This is a genomic window from Pantoea sp. X-Soil-ISGK-285 (assembly GCF_059730815.1).
In genome coordinates this window covers 25,210-46,271 of record NZ_AP035940.1, presented here as the reverse complement: position 1 = coordinate 46,271, position 21,062 = coordinate 25,210, and the positions used below count along the sequence as shown (strand labels likewise).

The following is a 21,062-nucleotide window of genomic DNA, read 5'->3' as shown; positions in this document are numbered from 1 at the left end:
ATGAAGAAACAGTCAAGGTGATCCGAAAATGCAGTCAAAACGTGTACTGATTATTGAAGATGATGCTGATGCGGCGGGCGTACTTGAGGCCTACCTGAAACGTGAAAATTATGAGGTCATGATTGCCGGTGATGGGCCAGGCGGGCTGGATGCCGCCAGACGCTGGCAGCCCGATCTGATCCTGCTGGATATCATGCTGCCCGGCATGAATGGCACTGAAGTGCTGGCAGCGCTGCGACGTCGTGACGATACCCCGGTGATCATGGTAACCGCGATGGGTGATGCGCCGGACCGCATCGGCGCACTGCGCTATGGCGCGGATGACTACGTGGTCAAACCCTATCATCCGGGCGAAGTGGTGGCGCGCGTTCAGGCAGTACTGCGCCGTAGCCAGCAGAGTCAGGTGCCCGCGGCAGAAACCCTGCGCTGGGCGGGTTTAGTGGTGGACCCGGTGGCGCTCACCGCAGTGGTCGATAGCGACAGTGCTTCACCGCGCCGCCTCGATCTGACACCGACCGAATTTTCCCTGTTGGTCACCCTGATGCGCGCTCCGACGCGTCCGTTTACCCGCCTGTTTCTGCTGGAGCACTGTCTGCCGGAAAGCGATGCGCTTGAGCGGGTGGTCGATACCCACGTCTATAACCTGCGTCGCAAACTGGAAGCCGCGGGCATCTCTGATGTCTTACCGGCAGTGCGCAGCGTCGGTTACCGGTTCAGACAGCCATGAAGAACGATACGCATACTTCATTGTGGCGCTGGATCTGCATCCGGGTGCTGTTTCTGGCGATTGGCAGCGTGGTGCTCATTGCCATCTGTATGTGGCTGCGCTTCGCAGTGCAAGCGTACTGGGTCTATTATCGGATGCCGCCCGCGCTGCTGGATGAGTTCACCCGGTTGCGCCACCACCCTGCCAGCGATCCTGTGCGCTTTCATCAGATTATGGACCAGTGGTGGGGCATCAACTTCTCCGATCCGTCGCTGGCCTCGTCGGACTGGCTTACCGTGATCGTGCTGGTCGTGGTAACGATTCCGTTTATGGTGCTGATGGCGCTGCGTTTCGCCCGTCCGCTGTCGGCGCAGTTCAGCCAGCTGGCTACCGCGGCGCGAGCGGTTTCAAAAGGCGAATTTGGCCGATCGGCGGTAATCGTAAAAGAAGCCCCACAGGAGCTGGTACGTTTTACTGAAGATTTTAATCAGATGACGCAGCAGCTGGCGCGTTACGAGCGTGAGCTGCGCACCTCGCATGTGGCAATGGCGCATGAGCTTCGCTCGCCACTTACGGCGGCGATGGGCCGCCTGCAGGGGATTCTGGATGGCGTCTTTCCTGCCGAACCGCAACAGCTGGCAATGATCATGAAGCAACTGACGCAGCTCAGTCGCCTGACAGACGAACTGCATCTCTTGTCGCTGGCGGATGCCGGGCAGCTTACCCTGAACCGCGAGTGGTTTAATCTCAGCGAGTTACTGCGCGAGCGCTCCGGCTGGCTTCTGCCGCAGGCAGAACAGGCGGGGATTGCCATCAGCGTGACATCACCCAACGATCTGCGGCTGTATGCCGATACCTTCCGGCTGGGCCAGGTAGTGACCATCATCTGTGAGAATGCAATGCGCTACGCTGCCGACGGTGGCGCGTTGCTGATCACGGCCAGCCAGAACGATCAGGCGATCATAATGACCTTCCGCGATTATGGTCAGGGTGTGGAGCCGGACTTCCTGCCGCAATTGTTTGACCGCTTTACCCGCGCTGACTCCTCACGCGCCCGCCACTCCGGCGGCAGCGGTCTGGGACTGTCGATTGCCAAAGCGATTGTCGAGGCGCACGGCGGGTCGCTTCACGCCACACTGCCCGCCGACGGCGGTCTGCTGATCGGGATAACGCTGCCGACGAGATAAATTGTTCTGGCTTGACCATTTCTTGATGGTTCATGGAACGTTTCTGGACACATGCCGGGTTCAATGAGCACAACTCATTAAAGGAACCCGGTTATGACAGACTTCTTATCGGATGCTGCCCGCCAGGTGTGGCGTCATCTCTTCGGTATTCACATCTTTGCGCCGATCATCTTCGTGCTGCTCGGGGTATTCATCATGACCGGTTGCCGGGACAATAGTTCTGCTCCGCCTGCCGCCCCGCTCCGCCCGGTTAAATCGGTGATTGCTCCACCGCTCAGCAGTGATGCATCGCTGGTGCTGACTGGCGAAATCCGCGCTCATGAAGAGGTCGCGCTAGCCTTCAGACTGGATGGCCGGGTGGTGAGCCGTGCGGTTGAGCTGGGCGATCGCGTCAGCGCCGGGCAATCGCTGGCAGCGCTGGAAAATGATCAGTCACGCAATCAGCTAAGCAGCGCACGGGCCGATCTCGACAGCGCACGCGCCGCCGAACGGGTCGCCGCGCTTAACCTGCATCGGATGCGGCTGCTGATGCCCGGAGGGGCCATCGCCCGCAGCCAGCTGGACAGCGCCCAGGCGGACTGGCAGAGCGCACAGTCCCGCCGTCACAGCAGCGAAGCGGCTCTGAAAAATGCCCAGGATAACCTCAGCTGGACTCAGCTGACTGCGCCTGCAGCAGGCCGGATCACCGCCATCACGGTTCAGCCAGGTCAGGTGGTCAGCGCCGGACAAAATGTGATGACGCTGGCAGCAGGGGATGCACGCGATGCGGTGTTTGACCTGACAACGCCTGCGCTGCTGCATCCTGATGATCGGACACCGCTGAAAGTGACGCTGCTCGCCGATCCCGGCGTGCAGGCCAGTGGCACAGTGCGTGACATCAGCCCGCAGGCCGATCCGCAGACCCGCACATGGCGGCTGCGCATCTCACTGAATCAGCCGCCTGAGGCGATGGCTCCCGGTGCCACAGTCATTGTCACCCTTCCCGATGCGCAGCCGCCGGTCATCGCCCTGCCCGCCAGCGCCCTGACCCGCTCCGCAGACAAACCCGCGCTGCTGGTCGTTGATGCGGCGTCACGCCTGCAGCTTCGTCCGGTAGTGCTGGCCCGCTTTAACGCGCAGCAAATCTTCGTCACTGCCGGGATCAAGCCGGGAGAGCGCGTCGTCACCGCCGGCGTCAGCACCCTGCAGCCTGGCGAAAAAGTGGCGCTTTCGCAGGAGGCTCCATGAAAAAAACGTCTGGCTTTAACCTCTCCGGCTGGGCGCTGGCGCATCAGCAACTGGTGATCTTTTTCATGCTGCTGGTCATGGCGGCGGGTGTGCTGAGCTATGAACATCTGTCACGCAATGAAGACCCGGCGTTTACTATCAAAACCGCCGTAATATCAGCCCAATGGCCAGGCGCTGATGTGAACACCACGGTGCAACTGCTCACTGACGTACTGGAACAGAAGGTGCAGGAGATCCCGTCGCTGGATGCGGTTGAGAGCGAAACCCGTGCCGGACAAACCGTCATCTATGTCAACCTGCGCGATGACACGCCGCCCTCTCAGGTGGCCGGCATCTGGTACCAGCTGCGTAAAAAGATGCAGGATGTTGCCCCTTCACTGCCACAGGGCGTGCAGGGTCCGGCCGTTAACGATGAATTTGACGACACCTTCGGCACCATTTATGGCTTCACGGCAGAGGGTTTTACCGCCAGAGAGCTACGCGACCGGGTCGATAACCTGCGTCGCAATCTGGCCAGCCTGCCCGACATTGGTAAAACCAGCCTGTTGGGTGTACAGGAGCAGCAGGTGGTTATCGCCTTTTCGCCGCGCAAGCTGAACGGCATGGGGCTCGATTTACAGCAGGTCAGCGACGCCATTAAAGCTCAGAACGATGTCGTCCCGGCGGGCAGCCTGCGTACCGCCCGCGAGAATATTGCGCTGCGGGTCAGCGGCACCCTGACTTCGGTTGAAAATCTGCGGGCGATTACCCTGCATATCGGTGAGCGTTTTATTCCGCTGACCGATCTGGCCACCATCAGCCTGCAACCTGCCGAACCTCCGGCGCCGACGTTTAGAGTTAACGGCGTTCCGGCTATCGGGCTGGCGATCTCCATGGCCGGCAGCGGCAACATGCTCGATTTCGGTCAGCAACTCAGTCAGCGCATGCAGATGCTGGCCAGTCAGTTACCGCACGGTATTACTATGACCCGCGTGGCCGACCAGTCTTCCGTGGTGAAAAACGCGGTCAGCGGCTTTGTCCGGATACTGGGAGAAGCGGTCGTCATCGTGTTAGCCGTCTCCTTTGTCTCACTGGGACTGCGTGCCGGTCTGGTCGTTGCGGCGGCGATCCCGCTGGTACTGGCAATGACCTTTACCGGCATGTTAATGGCAGGCATCGGACTCCAGCGCATCTCGCTTGGCGCACTAATCATCGCGCTGGGGCTGCTGGTGGATGATGCCATGATCACCGTCGAGGCAATGGTGGCGCGACTGGAAGCGGGCGACAGCAAGTGGCAGGCCGCCACCTATGCGTTTAAAACCACCGCATTTCCGATGCTGACCGGTACGCTGGTAATGATCGCCGGGTTCATTCCGGTCGGGTTCGCCGCCTCCAGTGCCGGAGAGTATTGCTACTCATTGTTTGTGGTGATTACCCTGGCGCTGCTCTGCTCGTGGGTCGTCGCGGTCATCTTCTCTCCGCTCACCGGCTGCTGGCTGCTGTCGGCCAGGCACATCAAGGCCGATAAGCCGCCGGGCGTGCTGACGCGCAGCTATCACCGGCTACTGGAGGTGATTCTGCGTCACCGGCTGGTGACGATTGGCACAGCGATGGCGGTGCTGCTGGTCAGCCTTTACGCCACCACTTTTATGCAGGGTGAATTTTTCCCTGCGTCGGATCGCCCCGAGCTGCTGGTCAGCCTGACGCTTCCCGCCAGTGCAGCCCAGGCTGAAACCACCCGCCGAACCGCACAACTGGAACAGATGCTGCGCAACGATCGGGATGTGGCGAACTACACCAGCTACGTTGGCTCGGGCGCGATACGCTTTTATCTGCCGATGGATGTGCTGCTGGATAATGAAAACATCGCGCAGCTGGTGGTGGTGGCGAAAGATCTGGCGGCACGCGATCGGCTGCGCAGAAGGCTGGAGCAGAAGCTGGCGGTGGATTTCAGTGATATCACTACCCGGGTATCGCCGCTGGAGCTGGGGCCACCGGTCGGCTGGCCGCTGAAATATCGCATCACCGGCCCGGATAATGCCAGGGTGCGGCAGGCAGCCGATCGGCTGGCGGCGCTGATCGCCCGCTCACCGCTGACTCGCGAGGTCAATCTTACCGCCGGAGAGCCAGAACGGGTCATGACGCTGGCGGTGAACCAGACTGCAGCCCGCGCAGCCGGACTCTCTTCCGAAACGATAGCCACCGCGCTGAATACTCTGATGTCCGGCAGCGTGGTGACCACCCTGCGCGATCGTAACCGCCTGATCGACGTCGTGCTGCGCAGCAATGACCCGGAGCGGCAGGACACTGACACACTGGCAGGATTGATGATCACCAATGCCAGCGGACAGAAAATCCCATTGCGACAGGTAGCAACCCTGAACTGGGGAGTGGATGACCCGGTAATATGGCGACGTCAGCGGCTGGCTTACATCACCGTACAGACCGATATTGCGCCCGGTCAGCGGGCTGAACAGGTCTCGCAGCAGCTCGCACCAGCCGTCGCCGCCCTGCGCGCCTCGCTGCCGGCCGGATACGGTATTGAAGAAGGTGGCGTGGCAGCCGAATCGGATAAAGGCAACGGTTCAGTGTTTGCTCTGCTGCCGGTGACGATCTGCGTCATGCTGGTCTTGCTGATGATTCAGCTGCAACGTTTCTCCGGCATGCTGCTGGCACTGAGCATGGCACCGTTTGGCCTGCCCGGCATCGTATCCGCAATGCTGCCGGCTGGCACACCGCTGGGGTTCGTGGCGCTGCTGGGGATTATTGCCCTGGCGGGGATCATCATCCGCAACGCGGTGATCATGATCAGTGAAGTCGATGCGAATAGCCGGGCCGGATTGTCCGCGGGTGAGGCAATCCGGCAGGCTGCCCATCACCGTGCACGTCCCATTCTGCTGACCGCCTGTGCGGCAATACTCGGCATGATCCCCATCGCCCATCAGGTTTTCTGGGGGCCCATGGCACTGGCGATTATTGGCGGTCTGATCAGCGGTACGCTGGTAACGCTCACGGTGCTGCCCGCCGCGTTAAGTCTGTTGATGCAGCGCGGCTCACGTTAAAACAACACCCGGCGATCCCGTGCTGAGAACGGCGGGATCGCCGGAAAGGATCAGTTCATCACCTCGACCAGAATCAGCGGGCACTTTCTGACTTTGCAGGCCTGACTGTAGGCTAGCGAGCAGACCGAGCAGAGATCGCGCACGTCAGACTGGTACTCATACTCCATGAAATAGCGGAACTGGCCGCCCGCAGAATCTGTTCTCCAGAATCGCTGCGGCTCCAGAATTTCATCCAGTTGCCTGAATGTCAGGGCTGACGGGTTGTGAAACCCGACTCTTACGCGGTATGTAGTCATGCACCGATTATTGGCATCCCGGCCCCGTGCCGCCAGTTGATTATTGTTTTCAGTTCAATAGCTGGCGCTTATCAACCCGCTTCGCCTGGTGCCGCAGGCTGTTCTGCCAGCAGCGCCAGCAGGTGCAGCACCGCTTTTGACGGATGAAGCCGACGCCAGGCAAAGGCAACGTCGGTAAATAGCGTGTTGTTTTCGATATCGCAGAAGCTGACCCCGGGGTTATCGACGCAGCGCATCGACTCCGGCACCAGCGCAATCCCGCAGCCCGCCGCCACCATGCCCAGCGACGTAGTGATCTGCGGAGCCTGCTGAAAAGTGTGGCGCGAAAAGCCCGCTCGCAAACAGGCTGTGACAATCAACTCATACAGGCTGGGCGAGACGTCGCGTGGGAAGATCACCAGGGTTTCTCCCGCCAGCGCGGATAGTGCCACGGTGGGTGTGCCGCTGAGGGGATGGCAGCGCGGCAGCGCAATCAGCATCTTTTCGGTGGAGATGACGCGCAGATTAAACGCCTTGCTGCTTTCACACGGTAGCCGGATAAAAGCGGCATCCAGCAATCCCTCCTGTAAATCCTGCATCAGCAAAGACATATTCTCTTCGCGGGTCAGCAGCTCCATCGCCGGATAACGTTCTTTAAACTGGCGGATCAGGGTGAAGATGCGTGGATTAAACGCCACCGAGCTGGCAAAGCCCAGCGACAGCTGACCACTGATCCCGCGCGCAATACCGCGTGCGTTCTCCAGCGCCTGATCGGCCAGTTGCACAATCTGCCGGGCATCCGCCAGAAATGCTTTGCCCGCTTCGGTGAGTTCCACTCCGCGCGTCAGGCGCTTCAGCAACGGTGTGCCAATTTCCTGCTCCAGCCGCAGTATCTGCTGACTCAGCGGCGGCTGCGATATGCCCAGTATCTCGGCGGCACGAGTGAAGTGAAGCGTCTCGGCTACGGCAACAAAATAACGCAGATGGCGAAGTTCCATATCAAAAACGTCTCAAAGTTAACAGGTTTCGCTATTGGACCCACCGACTGAATCGGTTCACCATTAGGTTAACACGGCTTAACGGTTAATCGATGAGGCATCAAATGAGCAATTGTGTAACTGATTGTTCCTGTGAGGATCAACTAAAACATACTGTCCTGACGCTTTCACAGGATGCACCAGAAAGCGTTATCTATCAGACCTCTTTAATGAGTGCGCTGCTGAGCGGCGTTTACGACGGCAATGTCCGTATTGCCGACCTGCTGCGTAAAGGGGATTTCGGCCTAGGTACCTTTAACCGGCTGGATGGCGAGATGATCGCGTTTGACAGCAAGGTCTATCAGCTGCACGCCGACGGCAGTGCGCACCCGGCCGATCCGGCGCAGAAAACTCCGTTCGCCGTGATGACCTTTTTTAAACCGCAGCATCTGTATGAATTTGACCGGCCGATGTCGCGTGAGGCGATCCATCAGGTGATCGACAACGAAATCACCTCCGATAACCAGTTCTGCGCGCTGCGCATCAGCGGTCGTTTCAGTCGCGTCGAGACCCGCACCGTGCCATGCCAGTGTCGTCCCTATCGCTCAATGCCGGAAGTGCTGGGCGATCAGCCGACCTTTGCCTTCAGCCAGCGCGCGGGCGAACTGATCGGATTCCGTACACCGCAATATATGCAGGGCATTAACGTTGCGGGCTATCACGAACATTTTATTACCGACGACCGCGAAGGCGGCGGCCACATTCTCGATTATGCGCTGGAACAGGGCACGCTGACCTTTGGTGCCATCAGCAAGCTGGTCGTGGATTTGCCGCAGGACAGCGATTTTCTCAATGCCGACCTGAACCCCGCCAATCTTGACGCCGCGATTCGTGCGGTAGAAAGCTAATCAGAGGAATGACGATGAAAACTCCAACCGATACCACACTCTGGACCTGTGGCGCTGACCTGGTGGTGGCGCAACTTGAGGCACAGGGCGTCCGCCACGTCTTTGGCATTCCTGGCGCAAAAATTGATAAAGTCTTCGACTCACTGCTGGATTCCTCCATCCAGACCATCCCGGTTCGCCACGAAGCTAACGCTGCATTTATGGCCGCCGCAGTGGGCCGCCTTACCGGCAATGCGGGCGTGGCGCTGGTCACCTCCGGGCCGGGCTGCTCCAACCTGATCACCGGCATGGCCACCGCCACCAGCGAAGGCGATCCGGTGGTGGCTATCGGCGGTCAGGTGAAGCGCTCCGACAGCGCCAAGCAGGTTCATCAGAGCATGGACACGGTTTCAATGTTTCGCCCAATCACTAAATATGCGGTTGAGGTCACCGACCCCGCTGCACTTTCTGAATGCCTGTCGAATGCGTTTCGCCACGCCGAACATGGCCGGGGCGGCGGTGCCTTTATCAGCCTGCCACAGGATATTGTCGATCAGCCGGTTACCGGCAAAGCGTTGAGCAGCAAAGGCCGCCCTGTACTGGGCGCCGCACCTGAGTCAATGATCGACGCCGTCAGCGAGGCCATCGCCGGGGCTAAAAATCCGGTCATCCTGCTGGGATTAATGGCGAGCCAGACAGAGAACAGCGAAGCGATTCATGAGCTGCTGACACGCAGTCACATTCCGGTTACCAGCACCTATCAGGCAGCAGGAGCGGTCAGACAGGATCACTTCTCACGCTTCGCCGGGCGCGTCGGGCTGTTTAACAACCAGGCGGGCGACAGGCTGCTGCAACAGGCTGACCTGATCGTCACCATCGGCTACAGCCCGGTGGAATATGAACCGGCGATGTGGAACAGCGGTAACGCCACCCTGATTCATATCGACGTAATACCCGCTGAGACCGACAACCGCTATCTGCCGGATGCAGAACTGGTGGGTGATATCGCCGCCACGGTGCGTAAACTCGCCGCGCGCATCACTGCCCCACTCCAGCTGACCCCGGAAGCCGCCACCATCCTTGAGGATCGTCAGCAGCAGCGCAAATTGCTGGCGATGCAGGGTGCCAGCCTCAATCAGTTTGCTCTGCATCCGCTGCGCATTGTGCGCGCCATGCAGGACATCATTAACAGTGACGTCAGCCTTACCGTCGATATGGGCAGCTTCCACATCTGGATCGCCCGCTACCTCTACAGCTTCCGCGCCCGTCAGATCATGATCTCCAACGGTCAGCAGACGATGGGTGTGGCCCTGCCGTGGGCGATTGGTGCCTGGCTGGTCGAGCCGCAGCGCAAAGTGGTTTCAGTTTCCGGCGATGGTGGTTTCCTGCAATCCAGCATGGAGCTGGAAACTGCCGTCCGCTTAAAAGCCAACATTCTGCACATCGTCTGGGTCGATAACGCCTACAACATGGTGGCGATGCAGGAAGAGAAAAAATATCACCGCGTCTCGGGCGTCAATTTTGGGCCGGTCGATTTCAAAGCCTACGCCGAAGCGTTTGGGGCAGCGGGCTTTGCGGTGACCAGCGCGGCAGAGCTGGAGCCGACGCTGCGTAAAGCGATGGATGTTCAGGGGCCCGCCGTGGTCGCGGTGCCGGTCGATTACACCGACAACCCGCTGCTGATGGGTCAGCTGCATCTGAGCCAGCTTCTTTAATTTCTCAAAAAGGAAATCATGATGAAAAACAGAGTGGCATTTGTGACCGGCGCAGGCCAGGGCATTGGTGAAGCGATCGCCCTGCGTCTGGCGAAAGATGGACTGGCGGTTGCAGTAGCCGATTTTAATCAGGAGACCGCACGCCAGGTCGCGGAGAAGATCAACCAGCAGGGTGGCAAAGCGATTGCGCTGAAAGTCGATGTCTCGCAGCGTGATCAGGTGATGGCAGCGGTAGAAGAGGCGCGCCGCACGCTGGGCGGCTTTGACGTCATCGTCAATAATGCCGGTATTGCGCCCTCCACGCCGATTGCTGAGATCACCGAAGCGGTGGTCGACAAGGTCTACAACGTCAATGTCAAAGGGGTGATCTGGGGCATGCAGGCCGCGATTAAAGCGTTTGCTGCAGAAGGCCACGGCGGCAAAATCATCAACGCCTGTTCTCAGGCGGGTCATGTCGGTAATCCGGAGCTGGCGGTTTACAGCTCCAGTAAGTTTGCCGTGCGCGGGCTGACGCAGACCGCCGCCCGCGATCTGGCACCTGCCGGCATCACGGTCAACGCCTTCTGCCCTGGCATTGTCAGAACACCGATGTGGGAAGAGATCGACCGCCAGATCTCTGAAGCAGCCGGCAAGCCCGCCGGCTACGGCACCGAGGAATTTGCGAAACGCATTACGCTGGGACGTCTTTCTGAACCGGAAGATGTGGCTGCCTGCGTCGCCTACCTGGCCAGTCCTGACTCCGATTACATGACTGGTCAGTCGCTGTTGATTGATGGCGGCATGGTGTTTAACTAATCTTCGTTCGCCTGCTGCGTCATCGCGTGGCAGGCGTTTTTCCTGACCGGGTTGAACCGTTAATTTTTTTTATCTGAAAAGCGGTTAACCATCAGCCTCTTGACCGTCTGCCCCCGTATTTCCTGCCTTTTTGTCGCCACAGAGATTAAAGCTGCTTATCACCCTGCCGATAAAACAGAGACTCCTCTCCCTGTTCGAAGCGACCATGTTAACGATCAACCATAACGAAACCGCCGCGATTACGAACAAAACGCGGTACAGCACTGACTCTGTTCTGGGACGAACGGTTGAACGGTTATCATCAGGGATGAGAATTAACAGTGCCAAAGATGACGCGGCAGGTCAGGCGATTGCCAACCGCATGACGGCCAATATTAATGCCGATGCGGTGGTAGCGCGTGGCCTCAATGACGCCATCAGCTATTCCCAGACCGCCAGTGGCGGCCTTGGCAGCATCGTCGATCTGCTGATCCAGGCGCGCACCCTGTCGGTCCAGGCCGCTAACGGCACGCTGTCGGACGCCGATCGACAGAGCATCAACGGCCAGTATCAGCAGATTATGGCAGGCATCAATGAAGTGGCAGACCACACTGAGATTTTTGGCCGCTATCCACTGGCGACGAATAATCCCGATCTACCGCCTGCGAAGCTGGGTAACGTTGACCCTATCAACACGAAGTTTCCGGTGCCGGGCAAGAATTACTCCTTTACCTCTGGCGTGATCCCGCTGGCCTATATCCCGGCAGGCTCGACGGCGATAAGCATCACCATTGACTCACTGGGTATGGATGACGACCTCCAGCTCTTTACCCGCGACGGTAAGCACCTGGTCGGTACACCGCTGGACGGCAGTGCGCCTGATTACACCTGGGCCAGCAAAAGCATCACTAATGCGGCTACCGCGGATAGTCGCCTGCTGACCAGCAGTAACGGATTTGCCAGCGGTGCGGCTTATGACAGCTCGCAGTTGCTGGAGGGCGGCCCGAGCTGGACGCTGGCAGGCAGTAACAGCAGCACCTACAACGGCATGAACATCACTTACAGCGGTGACGGCGATCGCTATGAGGATGTCGCCAGCGGCGATTTCAACAACGGCACCATCACCAGTAACCGGCTTGAGCGCATCACGCTGGATACCGTCAGCGAGGATTTGATTGTGGTGGTGGTGGGCAATGGTTCCTTCACCGGTAATCTGACCTGGGGAAATCTGCCGGAACCCAAAAGCCTGCCTGCAACGCCGCCGAAGAAGAGCGAACCTATGGAGGTGGTCACCAGCGCCGATTACGGTCAGCCGATTCAGTCGGATACTATTCCGGCAACGCCATCGGATACCAAAACGCTGGGGCTGAACAACACAACGCTGCTTACAGAGGGCGATATCTCAACCACCATGAAAGCACTGGATAGCGCGCTCGAGAAGATCAGCGGTTATCAGTCGACCTATGGCGCAAAGATCAACCGTTACGAATCGAACCGTAATGTGTTATCGCAGCAGGGCGTGGATACCTCAGCGGCTCGCAGCCGCATACAGGATGCGGACTATGCTGAAGAAGCAAGCCAGCTGGCACGCAGCCAGATTATTCAGCAGGGTCAGACGGCCGTCAGCAAAATGGCGAATAAAACCCCTGAGATGATTATTCAGCTGTTAGGCAGCTAATAACGTTAACTGGCTGAGCATCATGGCTCAGCCGGTTACCCTGTTTCTCCACCACTCTACTACCCGCCTGATTCAGCCTCAGCTGGCCCGAAACCCCGGTTACACTTCGACACCCTTTGATCTCAGTCACACAATCTCGTTTAAGAACCGTTTAAAGATGATCATGATCACCCTTCTTTGTTAAAGAAATGCTAAATACTGACAACTATTTATTATCATCTTTGAATGCAGGGTTAATTAAAACAACAGGTTAATCATTACCACGCTAAGTAATTACCTGAATTTTCCTGCCGGTATGTAACTTTTTCATTACTTTTCCGCCATTGCGAGGGCTGTTAATTTGCTGACGATACTGGGTTTTTCCATGGTTGTTTGCTTCATGTATCTGATCATGACCAAACGCATGTCAGCCTTGATTGCGCTGATCCTGATACCAACCATATTTGCGCTGATTGGCGGTTTTTACGCAGGTCTGGGTGCCATGATGCTGGACGGCGTCAAAAAGCTGGCCCCTACCGGCGTGATGCTGACCTTCTCCATTCTCTATTTCGGTCTGATGATCGATGCCGGATTGTTTGACCCACTGGTGCGCTTTATTCTTCGGATGGTGCGCGGTGACCCCCTGAAAGTGCTGGTCGGAACGGCGGTACTAACGCTGCTGGTTTCTCTGGATGGTGACAGCTCTACCACTTACATGATTGCCATTGCCGCATTCCTGCCGCTCTATCACCGGCTGGGCATGAACGTGCTGATGATGACCTGTCTGGTGAACCTCGCCAGCGGCATCATGAACCTCTCACCCTGGGGAGGTCCGACAGCCCGTGCCGCAGCGGCACTGCGCATTGACGCCCTCGACATCTTTATTCCGATGCTGCCAGCGATGCTGCTGGCCTGCGCCAGCCTGGTGGCGATGGCGGTGCTGTTTGGCCTGCGTGAGCGTAAGCGCCTTGGCGTGATGACCATAAAAGATCATCATCTCGACAACATTGAGCTGGGGCTGGGCGATGCCGAAGAGTGCGCAGCCAATCGCCGTCCGAAAATGTTCTGGCCTAACTTCATCCTGACCACCGTGCTGCTGGTGCTGCTGGTGATTGGTTTAATGCCGATTCAGATCCTGTTTATGCTGGCGTTTGCGATTGCGGTGATGCTCAACTATCCCACGCTGGAGGAGCAGAAAGCCCGCATCAGCTCTCATGCCGGTAACGTGCTGGCTGTGACCGCATTAATTTTTGCCGCCGGTATTTTCACCGGCATCCTCTCCGGCACCGGCATGGTTGACGCCATGGCGAAGAGCCTGCTGGCGGTGATCCCGCCCAGCTTCGGACCTTACCTGGCGGTGTTCACCGCGCTGGTCAGTCTGCCGTTTACCTTCTTTATGTCGAATGATGCCTTTTACTTCGGCATTCTGCCGGTTATCGCCCAGACGGCGGCCGGCTACGGCATTACCGCAGAAGAGATTGCCCGCGCTTCTATTGTCGGCCAGCCATTCCACTTGCTGAGTCCGCTGGTGCCGTCAGTCTACCTGCTGGTGGGTCTGGCGAAAGTCGACATCGGCGACCACCAGCGCTTTGCAATTAAGTGGGGGATTCTGGTCAGTCTGGTGCTGATGGCAGGCGGTCTGCTGACCGGTGCTTTCCCGCTGTTCCACACCTGATAATCCTCTGCTTTCTGGCGGATAACCGGCAATTTTGCCCGGTTATCCGCTTCACCGCTCCGCCTACTGCGTCATCCCTCTCTACACTCTATAGCCAGGCTGATGTGCTACGCGCCGGACAGGCCGTAGCCTCTCAGAGATATCCCCATTGCCCCTATGGAGGCCCGATGAAAATTCACCACCTTAACTGTGGCTGTATGTGTCCGCTGGGCGGCGCGTTCTATGATGGATTCAGTAAAGGCCTGAAAGCACATCTGGTCTGTCACTGTCTGTTGATTGAGACGGATCGCGACGGGCTGGTGCTGGTGGATACCGGCTTTGGTCGTCAGGATATCCATGCGCCCGGCAGCCGCCTGTCCGGCTTTTTCCGCGCATTAAACAATATTCAGCGCCGCGATGAACTGACCGCACTGTCACAGTTTACGTCACTGGGTTTCCGGGCTGAGGATGTGCGGCATATTATTCTGACCCATCTCGACTTCGATCATGCTGGCGGACTAACCGATTTTCCGCAGGCGCGAATCCATCTGTTGCAGCAGGAGGTTGATACTGCGCATCAGCGCCATAGCTGGCTGTCACGGGAACGTTACCGGCCCGGACAATGGGGTGGGATCAGCAACTGGGAGACCTATCAGCCGCAGGGAGAAAAGTGGTTTGGTTTTGAGGCGGTTAATCGCCTGCGTGACTTACCGCCGGAGATCTTGTTAGTTCCGCTGGCGGGCCATACGCCGGGTCACGCGGGTATCGCGATTCAGCAACCCGATGGCTGGCTGCTGCACGGCGGCGATGCCTGGTTTTACCGCGGCGAAATGCGGCAGCAGACGCGGCACTGCACGCCGGGACTGCGCTTTTACCAGTGGATGATGGGCATGGATAACGTGGCCAGACGACACAATCAGCAGCGACTGCGTGAGCTCTCCTGCCAGCGCGGCGGCGAAATCACCTTTTTTTGCAGTCATGATGCCCGTGAGCTGGATGCGTTACAGGTTAATGCGCCGCTGCGCTGATGAGAAAATACCCGTATTCACTGATTCGAGCAGCATGGTGACCGGATGAAAACTCAGGGTTATGGTTTGTCAGGCGCCTGTTACTTTGTCGCTTTCGCGATTTCATATCCAGTCTTCTCACTTAAGCTTCCTTGTCATAGCTTATCATTGTACAATGATTTGTATTACTTACTACGGAGGTACTATGAGAGCAATCAGTTACAGCGAAGCCCGACAGAATCTGTCTGCCACTATGGTTCAGACAGTTGAAGATAAAGCGCCGGTATTGATCACTCGCCAGAACGGTGAATCCTGTGTGCTGATGTCGCTTGAGGAATATAACTCACTGGAAGAGACGGCATACCTGCTGCGGTCACCTAAAAATGCGCGCAGGTTGATGGATTCTATCGAAAGCCTGCAAAGCGGTAACGGGACTGACAGGGATATTATTGAGTGAAACTAACCTGGTCCGCAGAAGCCTGGGAAGATTATCTCTACTGGCAGGATGCCGATAAAAAAACCGTTAAAAAGATAAACGAGCTGCTCAAAGATGCCAGCAGGACGCCTTTTGAAGGCAAAGGAAAACCCGAGCCGTTAAAGCATAATCTTGCAGGTTTCTGGTCACGCAGAATCACGGCAGAACATCGGCTGGTGTACGCTGTCAGCGGGGATGCTCTATTGATTGCATCATGCCGTTATCATTACTGACGGGCTCAGGAGCTTGCGCCTGAGCCCTTACAATGCACCAGTTTCAGCGGCGTAATCATCCACCGCAATCCGGATCGCCCGCCCTCTTTTTCAGCTGTGCGGAAAGCCAGGGTGCAGTCAGACTCTCTGCAGATGCGCTGACCTCTTCCGGTGAGCCGGAGGAGACAATCCTTCCTCCTTTAAGACCCGAGCCGGGACCCAGATCAATCACCCAGTCCGCCTCTGCCACTATGCGCATGTTGTGTTCCGCCATGATCACGGTGTGACCACGCTTCACCAGTTCATCCAGCACTACCAGCAGCTTATCCATGTCAGACGGGTGCAATCCTGTCGAAGGTTCATCAAGCAGATAAAGCGTGGGCGTACGCTGGACCCGCTGCAGCTCCCAGGCAAGCTTGATACGCTGGCACTCGCCGCCAGAGAGTTCAGTGGCGGGCTGACCCAGGGTCAGATATCCCAGCCCCAGCGACGTCAGTGCCTTAAGCGAACGCTGGATCCCGTCATGCCCATGAAACACCTTAGTGGCGTCGTCCACGGTCAGATCAAGCACATCCGCTATCGTCAGGTTGTTCCATTTCACCTCCAGCGTTTCGGGGTTATAACGGCTTCCCGCGCAGACGGAACAGGTTGCGGTAGCGCTCGGCATGAAGAGCAGCTCAATCGAAATCTGTCCCTGCCCTTCACACGCAGGACAGCGTCCGGCTGGCAGATTGAAGGAAAACCGGCTAGCGCTGAAGCCTTTGGCTTTCGCCGCGTCGGTGTCTGCAAACAGCCTGCGGACGATATCGAAAAATCCGGTGTAAGTGGCCAGATTTGAGCGTGGCGTCCGGCCAATAGGACGCTGATCGATTCTGACCAATCGGCCGATGGCGTCACTTCCGCTGACAACCTGACCCTTAACGTCCGGCACCAGATCCTCTTCCTCGCCCTCCTCGATGTCAGGCGTTTTGTCAAAACGTCCGAGCATTTCCGGAAGCACGCGATTCAGCAGCGTCGATTTTCCGGAGCCGGACACGCCGGTGACGGCCGTCATTCTCCCCAGTGGGATGGCGATATCCACTCCGGCAATATTGTTGCAATAGACCTGTTCAAAGCAGAGCCAGCTCTCTGCGGGCCGGCGCTGGCGCAGCCCGGTATAGCTTCGTGAGAAAAGATAGGCCGAGGTGGGTGACGCACTGACTTCTTCAAGTCCTGCTGGTTCGCCGTTATAGACGATCTCGCCGCCATGCGTTCCCGGACCGGGGCCGACCTCGATAAGCCAGTCTGCCTCGGCGATGAGGTCAATATTATGTTCGACGACCACCAGCGAATTACCGGCACGCACCAGGTTCTTCAGGGATGCGAGCAGCGATTTGACATCATCGGGATGCAGCCCGGCTGACGGCTCATCCAGCACATAAAGCACGCCAAACAGCCGCGATATCAGCTGAGTGGCCAGACGCACGCGCTGCAGCTCGCCGGATGAGAGTACGGTGGTACGGCGTCCCGGCGCCAGATGACCCAGACCCAGCGTTTCCAGCTGCTCAAGCCGCATACAGATATCCGACGCCATCCGGATGACCGCCTCACGCAGTGCCGCCTCTGCCGGCAGGTCCGGTGATGCGCCACGCGCATAAGGCTTCAGCAGTTCAGCGAGCTCAGAGACCGACAGCTCACTCAGGCTGGCAATGTCATGCCCGGCAAAGGTCACGGACAGCGCATCCCGGTTTAGCCTTTTACCGTGGCATTCAGAACAGGGAGTGACCGTCACAAAGCGCGCCAGCCGTTTCTTCGTCGTCTCGCTGCCACCCGAATAACTCTGCAGCACGATTTTTGCTGCACTGGTGTACGTGCCGGTATAAGCCGGCTCTTCGCCCGCCGCCAGCGCGTTTTCGCGCTGCTCAGCATTCAGACCGACAAAAATCGGCACCGATGGCTGTTCGTCAGTCAGTAACATCCACTGCTGGTCGCGGGCTGAAAGCGTATTCCAGGGCGCATCGACATCGTAGCCGAGCGTCTCAAGGATGCTGCGCAGGTTTTTGTTATGCCAGCCTCTGGGCCAGGAAGCGATAGCCCCCTGGCGGATACTCAGTGAACTATCCGGTACCATCGACTCGGTTTTAACGGTGTGCACTCTTCCCAGTCCCTGGCAATGCGGACAGGCACCTTCAGGATTGTTAGGCGAGAAAAAATCGGCGGTCATAAAGGGAACGCCTTCAGGCCTTACGCCCGCACGGGAAAACAGCAGACGCAGCGTGACAGAAATTCGGGTGAGGCTGCCCACCGTTGAACGCTCCTGCGCGCCAGCCCGGCTCTGCTGAAGCGCCACCGCGGGTGGAAGTCCGTCAATATTATCCACATCCGGTGCAGCAGCCTGATCGATCAGACGACGGGCATGTGGCGACACCGATTCGATAAACCGGCGCTGGGCTTCCGCATAGAGGGTATCAAAGGCGAGGGACGATTTACCGGAGCCTGAAACCCCGGTGAACACCACCATGGCGTTACGGGGAAATCGCAGCGAAACATCTTTGAGATTATGTGTTCTTGCACCCTGTACCGAGATATAAGGATCAATGTGCTCATCAGCACGGTAATGATCGGCGTTGCGTTGTTCTGTCATGATTTCCCTGATTGATAATGCACGGCAGATTCACGATCGCCTGCCGTTAATGACTAAAAATTGCAGATGCTAATCCGGCGTTCAGGCTATCCGGCCCGCTTTGGGAATAGAAACAACAGCAAGGGTAGTCAGGGATCGCGGTCTGCACAACGCGAGGGGGGTTCATCGCTTCGTGGCAGCACAGACTGGTAACCAGCATGTACAGGAAGCCTTCTTATCTCTTAAGAAAACCCTGGAGCAAACTTAAATAAGGCAAAGCCATCACTAGCAAATCGCTTATGTGACTCTGATGTAGATTCCTGTGGTATCGATAAATGCAGGTCTATGTAAGGTATGGATATAGACAATGGGAAATGTTTAATACCCCAGGAACCTTTCTATAACCTTTATCTCTCTATGGCCAGGTATGCACCCCAGAGTGCCTGATGACGCCCCGCTCCCGTTATTCAGCGCGCTGACGGCATAAAAAATCATTTAAGACATAAGGATAGCGAAACCATGCCCATTTCTGAAATGATGCCGCGAGTGCCTGCATGGAGATGAGGTGAAATTACCGTTTTTTATTATCCTGTCCCAGACCGTCAGGTTGTCAAGCATGAACGCGCGAGGTATTGTTTAAAAAGCATCAGGATGATGAATGAAGTGAACTTGTGGGAGCTGGCAGTGGATACGACTGAAGAACTCAATAACACCTATTTCTACGCAGGTAGACCGAACCTCACCGCTGGTGAGCTCTTTTTCATGATTTTCTGTGAAGAAGTCGCTGAACAGCTGGGCATTGATGACTTCGGAGCGATCGTGGCCATCCTGTCTGGACGTAATGTCCTGACTACCCGCACCAAACCGCGCGATGCTCTCAAGGGTACCTCCTATGCCTCACGGGCAGCACGCAGAGTATTCCCTAACGCCAAGTTTCCTTTCGGCATACAGCTCCCCACCATCGTAGGGGGATACCCGCCCCGGACCGCGCGTATCCTTTTTACGCATAAGCTCAGCACCTTTGTTGGTCGGGCGATACCCGTCGTGGGCTGGGTGATTCTGGCAAGAGACGTTGCCGATATCAGTTTCAATTCGGTCAGACTGTACAATGCCATCGCTCGCGGGGAGGATAAGTTATGGTAGATGACACACAGGCACGCGTAATGGCACTCATTGAGCCGTGGAACGGCCGATCGCTGCTTACGTTCCGGAAAAAAACACTCACGCCAGAGATGTCGCTTAATCAGGACATGAAGCTTGACCCGGAGGACGCTGCGGAATGCCTTCAGAACGTCTTCGATGCGTTTGGAATGGATTCTGATCTGGTGACTTTCAGCCTCTACTATCCAAAAAACCCGCGCGAGGCCATCCCTCTTACTATCGGGATGGTAATCGAGTCAGCCCGTGCCAGGCGATGGTGCTATGACTGATATGACCTGCTCCTCGTTGATTAGTACACCCCGATGTTAGTAATGTCTTCATAAGCCACATGAGGGCATCCCCATGAAGAAGCGTTTTCCGACGAACAGATCATCAGTATCCTCCGCGAGGCCGAAGCCGGGGTTTCTGCACGGGAACTCTGCCGTAAGTATGCTATTTCAGACGCTACTTTCTACACCTGGCGCAAGAAGTTTGGCGGCATGGAAGTCCCTGAGGTAAAGCGGCTTAAGTCACCTGAAGAGGAGAACGCTCGCCTTAAGAAGCTGCTCGCCGAATCCATGCTGGATAAGGAGGCGCTTCAGGTGGCTCTGGGTCGAAAGTTCTGACGACAGACCAGAAGCGGGAAGCCGTGGAAGTCATGTGTGAGGTCGCCGGTCTGTCGCAACGTCGTGCCTGCAGGCTGGCAGGTCTGTCTCTTTCAACCTGCCGTTATTCAGCTCAGCGTCCGGCTGCTGACGCGCAGCTATCTCTACGCATCACAGAGCTGGCACCTGAACGCCGTCGCTTTGGTTACCGGCGGATCTGGCAGTTATTGCGTCGTGAGGGCCTTCACGTCAACCACAAGCGGGTATACCGCATTTATCACCTTAACGGCCTGAGTGTGAAGCGCAGACGACGTCGTAAGGATCTGGCGACTGAGCGGCTTCCGCTGCTTCGCCCGGATGCGCCCAATCTGACCTGGTCAATGGATTTCGTCATGGATGAACTGGCCACCGGTCGCAGGATCAAGTGCCTTAACTGCGTCGATGACTTCACAAAGGAATGCCTGACTGTCACTGTTGCCTTGGGGATTTCAGGCGTGCAGGTCACGCATATTCTGGACAGTATTGCGCTGTTTCGCGGATATCCGGCTACGATAAGAACTGACAAGGGGCCGGAGTTTACCTGTAGAGCACTTGACCAATGGGCCTTTGAGCATGGAGTGGAGCTGCGGCTTATTCAGCCCGGTAAACCGACACAGAACGGATTTATTGAGAGTTTTAACGGACGCTTTCGCGATGAATGCCTGAATGAACACTGGTTCAGCGATATTGTTCATGCCCGGAAAATCATTAATGACTGGCGGCAGGACTATAACGAGTCCAGACCTCATTCATCGCTGAATTACCAGACGCCGTCTGAATTTGCAGCAGGCTGGAGAAATGGAAAATCAGAAGGTGAACAAACCGACATTACTAACTGATCGTTGTATCTAATACTAGGGGCAGCTCACGAATAACGTACAC

Annotated in this window: 18 protein-coding genes; 15 read left to right on the top strand and 3 right to left on the bottom strand. The window is 57.1% G+C overall.

Annotated features, from left to right (window positions below):
* Positions 1–28: 28 nt before the first annotated feature.
* The 4 genes from AC6I8B_RS22020 (at position 29) to AC6I8B_RS22005 (ending at position 6,161) form a co-directional block, all read left to right on the top strand.
* Positions 29–727 (top strand): response regulator, encoded by a 699-nt coding sequence (locus AC6I8B_RS22020; protein WP_010256840.1) that lies wholly within the window; start codon positions 29–31, stop codon positions 725–727.
* On the top strand, positions 724–1,893 hold the full coding sequence (locus AC6I8B_RS22015) for a sensor histidine kinase (protein ID WP_033770228.1): 1,170 nt from the start codon (positions 724–726) through the stop codon (positions 1,891–1,893). Before AC6I8B_RS22020 ends, AC6I8B_RS22015 begins: the two co-directional genes overlap by 4 nt.
* A gap of 93 nt (positions 1,894–1,986) precedes the next feature.
* Positions 1,987–3,120, top strand: coding sequence for an efflux RND transporter periplasmic adaptor subunit (locus AC6I8B_RS22010; RefSeq protein ID WP_475010308.1), 1,134 nt, complete (start codon positions 1,987–1,989; stop codon positions 3,118–3,120).
* Positions 3,117–6,161, top strand: a complete 3,045-nt coding sequence (locus AC6I8B_RS22005; RefSeq protein ID WP_497817793.1) for an efflux RND transporter permease subunit — start codon at positions 3,117–3,119, stop codon at positions 6,159–6,161. Before AC6I8B_RS22010 ends, AC6I8B_RS22005 begins: the two co-directional genes overlap by 4 nt.
* Before the next feature lie 50 nt (positions 6,162–6,211).
* Here AC6I8B_RS22005 and AC6I8B_RS22000 read toward each other — a convergent pair whose 3' ends face one another.
* Both AC6I8B_RS22000 and AC6I8B_RS21995 read right to left on the bottom strand, forming a co-directional pair.
* Positions 6,212–6,457, bottom strand: coding sequence for a hypothetical protein (locus AC6I8B_RS22000; protein WP_010256845.1), 246 nt, complete (start codon positions 6,455–6,457; stop codon positions 6,212–6,214).
* 71 nt (positions 6,458–6,528) lie between these two features.
* Positions 6,529–7,434 (bottom strand): LysR family transcriptional regulator, encoded by a 906-nt coding sequence (locus tag AC6I8B_RS21995; protein ID WP_497817792.1) that lies wholly within the window; start codon positions 7,432–7,434, stop codon positions 6,529–6,531.
* A gap of 104 nt (positions 7,435–7,538) precedes the next feature.
* Here AC6I8B_RS21995 and budA point away from each other — a divergent pair, with 104 nt between their 5' ends.
* The 8 genes from budA to AC6I8B_RS21955 all read left to right on the top strand — a co-directional run bounded on the left by budA (position 7,539) and on the right by AC6I8B_RS21955 (position 15,815).
* Positions 7,539–8,321 carry an acetolactate decarboxylase gene (gene budA / locus AC6I8B_RS21990; protein WP_033781025.1) on the top strand — a complete coding sequence of 261 codons (783 nt, stop codon included), beginning with the start codon at positions 7,539–7,541 and terminating at the stop codon, positions 8,319–8,321.
* A 14-nt stretch (positions 8,322–8,335) separates the two neighbouring features.
* Positions 8,336–10,015: an acetolactate synthase AlsS gene (gene alsS, locus AC6I8B_RS21985; protein WP_346454720.1), complete on the top strand. Its 1,680-nt coding sequence runs from the start codon at positions 8,336–8,338 to the stop codon at positions 10,013–10,015.
* 21 nt (positions 10,016–10,036) lie between these two features.
* Entirely contained in the window at positions 10,037–10,810 is a 774-nt protein-coding gene (locus AC6I8B_RS21980; RefSeq protein WP_163763561.1) for a (S)-acetoin forming diacetyl reductase, read from the top strand.
* Positions 10,811–11,015: 205 nt separating this feature from the next.
* Positions 11,016–12,467: a flagellin N-terminal helical domain-containing protein gene (locus AC6I8B_RS21975; RefSeq protein ID WP_124890774.1), complete on the top strand. Its 1,452-nt coding sequence runs from the start codon at positions 11,016–11,018 to the stop codon at positions 12,465–12,467.
* Positions 12,468–12,807: 340 nt separating this feature from the next.
* Positions 12,808–14,121, top strand: coding sequence for a CitMHS family transporter (locus AC6I8B_RS21970; protein ID WP_157354252.1), 1,314 nt, complete (start codon positions 12,808–12,810; stop codon positions 14,119–14,121).
* A gap of 167 nt (positions 14,122–14,288) precedes the next feature.
* Positions 14,289–15,128 carry an MBL fold metallo-hydrolase gene (locus tag AC6I8B_RS21965; RefSeq protein ID WP_045139830.1) on the top strand — a complete coding sequence of 280 codons (840 nt, stop codon included), beginning with the start codon at positions 14,289–14,291 and terminating at the stop codon, positions 15,126–15,128.
* Between the two features lie 184 nt (positions 15,129–15,312).
* Positions 15,313–15,564: a YoeB-YefM toxin-antitoxin system antitoxin YefM gene (yefM, locus tag AC6I8B_RS21960; RefSeq protein WP_010256861.1), complete on the top strand. Its 252-nt coding sequence runs from the start codon at positions 15,313–15,315 to the stop codon at positions 15,562–15,564.
* Positions 15,561–15,815: a Txe/YoeB family addiction module toxin gene (locus AC6I8B_RS21955; RefSeq protein WP_010256862.1), complete on the top strand. Its 255-nt coding sequence runs from the start codon at positions 15,561–15,563 to the stop codon at positions 15,813–15,815. Before yefM ends, AC6I8B_RS21955 begins: the two co-directional genes overlap by 4 nt.
* A gap of 55 nt (positions 15,816–15,870) precedes the next feature.
* On the opposite strand, the gene AC6I8B_RS21950 is transcribed toward AC6I8B_RS21955, so the two are convergent.
* Positions 15,871–18,417 (bottom strand): excinuclease ABC subunit UvrA, encoded by a 2,547-nt coding sequence (locus AC6I8B_RS21950; protein WP_157354249.1) that lies wholly within the window; start codon positions 18,415–18,417, stop codon positions 15,871–15,873.
* 663 nt (positions 18,418–19,080) lie between these two features.
* On the opposite strand from AC6I8B_RS21950, the gene AC6I8B_RS21945 reads away from it, so the two are divergent.
* From AC6I8B_RS21945 to AC6I8B_RS21935, 3 genes are all read left to right on the top strand, one after another.
* Positions 19,081–19,539, top strand: coding sequence for an STM2901 family protein (locus tag AC6I8B_RS21945; RefSeq protein ID WP_031292265.1), 459 nt, complete (start codon positions 19,081–19,083; stop codon positions 19,537–19,539).
* Positions 19,533–19,826 carry a DUF1493 family protein gene (locus AC6I8B_RS21940; RefSeq protein ID WP_022624214.1) on the top strand — a complete coding sequence of 98 codons (294 nt, stop codon included), beginning with the start codon at positions 19,533–19,535 and terminating at the stop codon, positions 19,824–19,826. The genes AC6I8B_RS21945 and AC6I8B_RS21940 overlap by 7 nt, the downstream gene beginning before the upstream one ends.
* A gap of 99 nt (positions 19,827–19,925) precedes the next feature.
* Positions 19,926–21,019 (top strand): IS3 family transposase gene (locus tag AC6I8B_RS21935; RefSeq protein ID WP_332838066.1). Its coding sequence is split into 2 segments (ribosomal slippage): positions 19,926–20,157 and positions 20,157–21,019, totalling 1,095 coding nucleotides; the frame shifts between segments, so codons are not numbered across the junction.
* Positions 21,020–21,062: the final 43 nt, after the last annotated feature.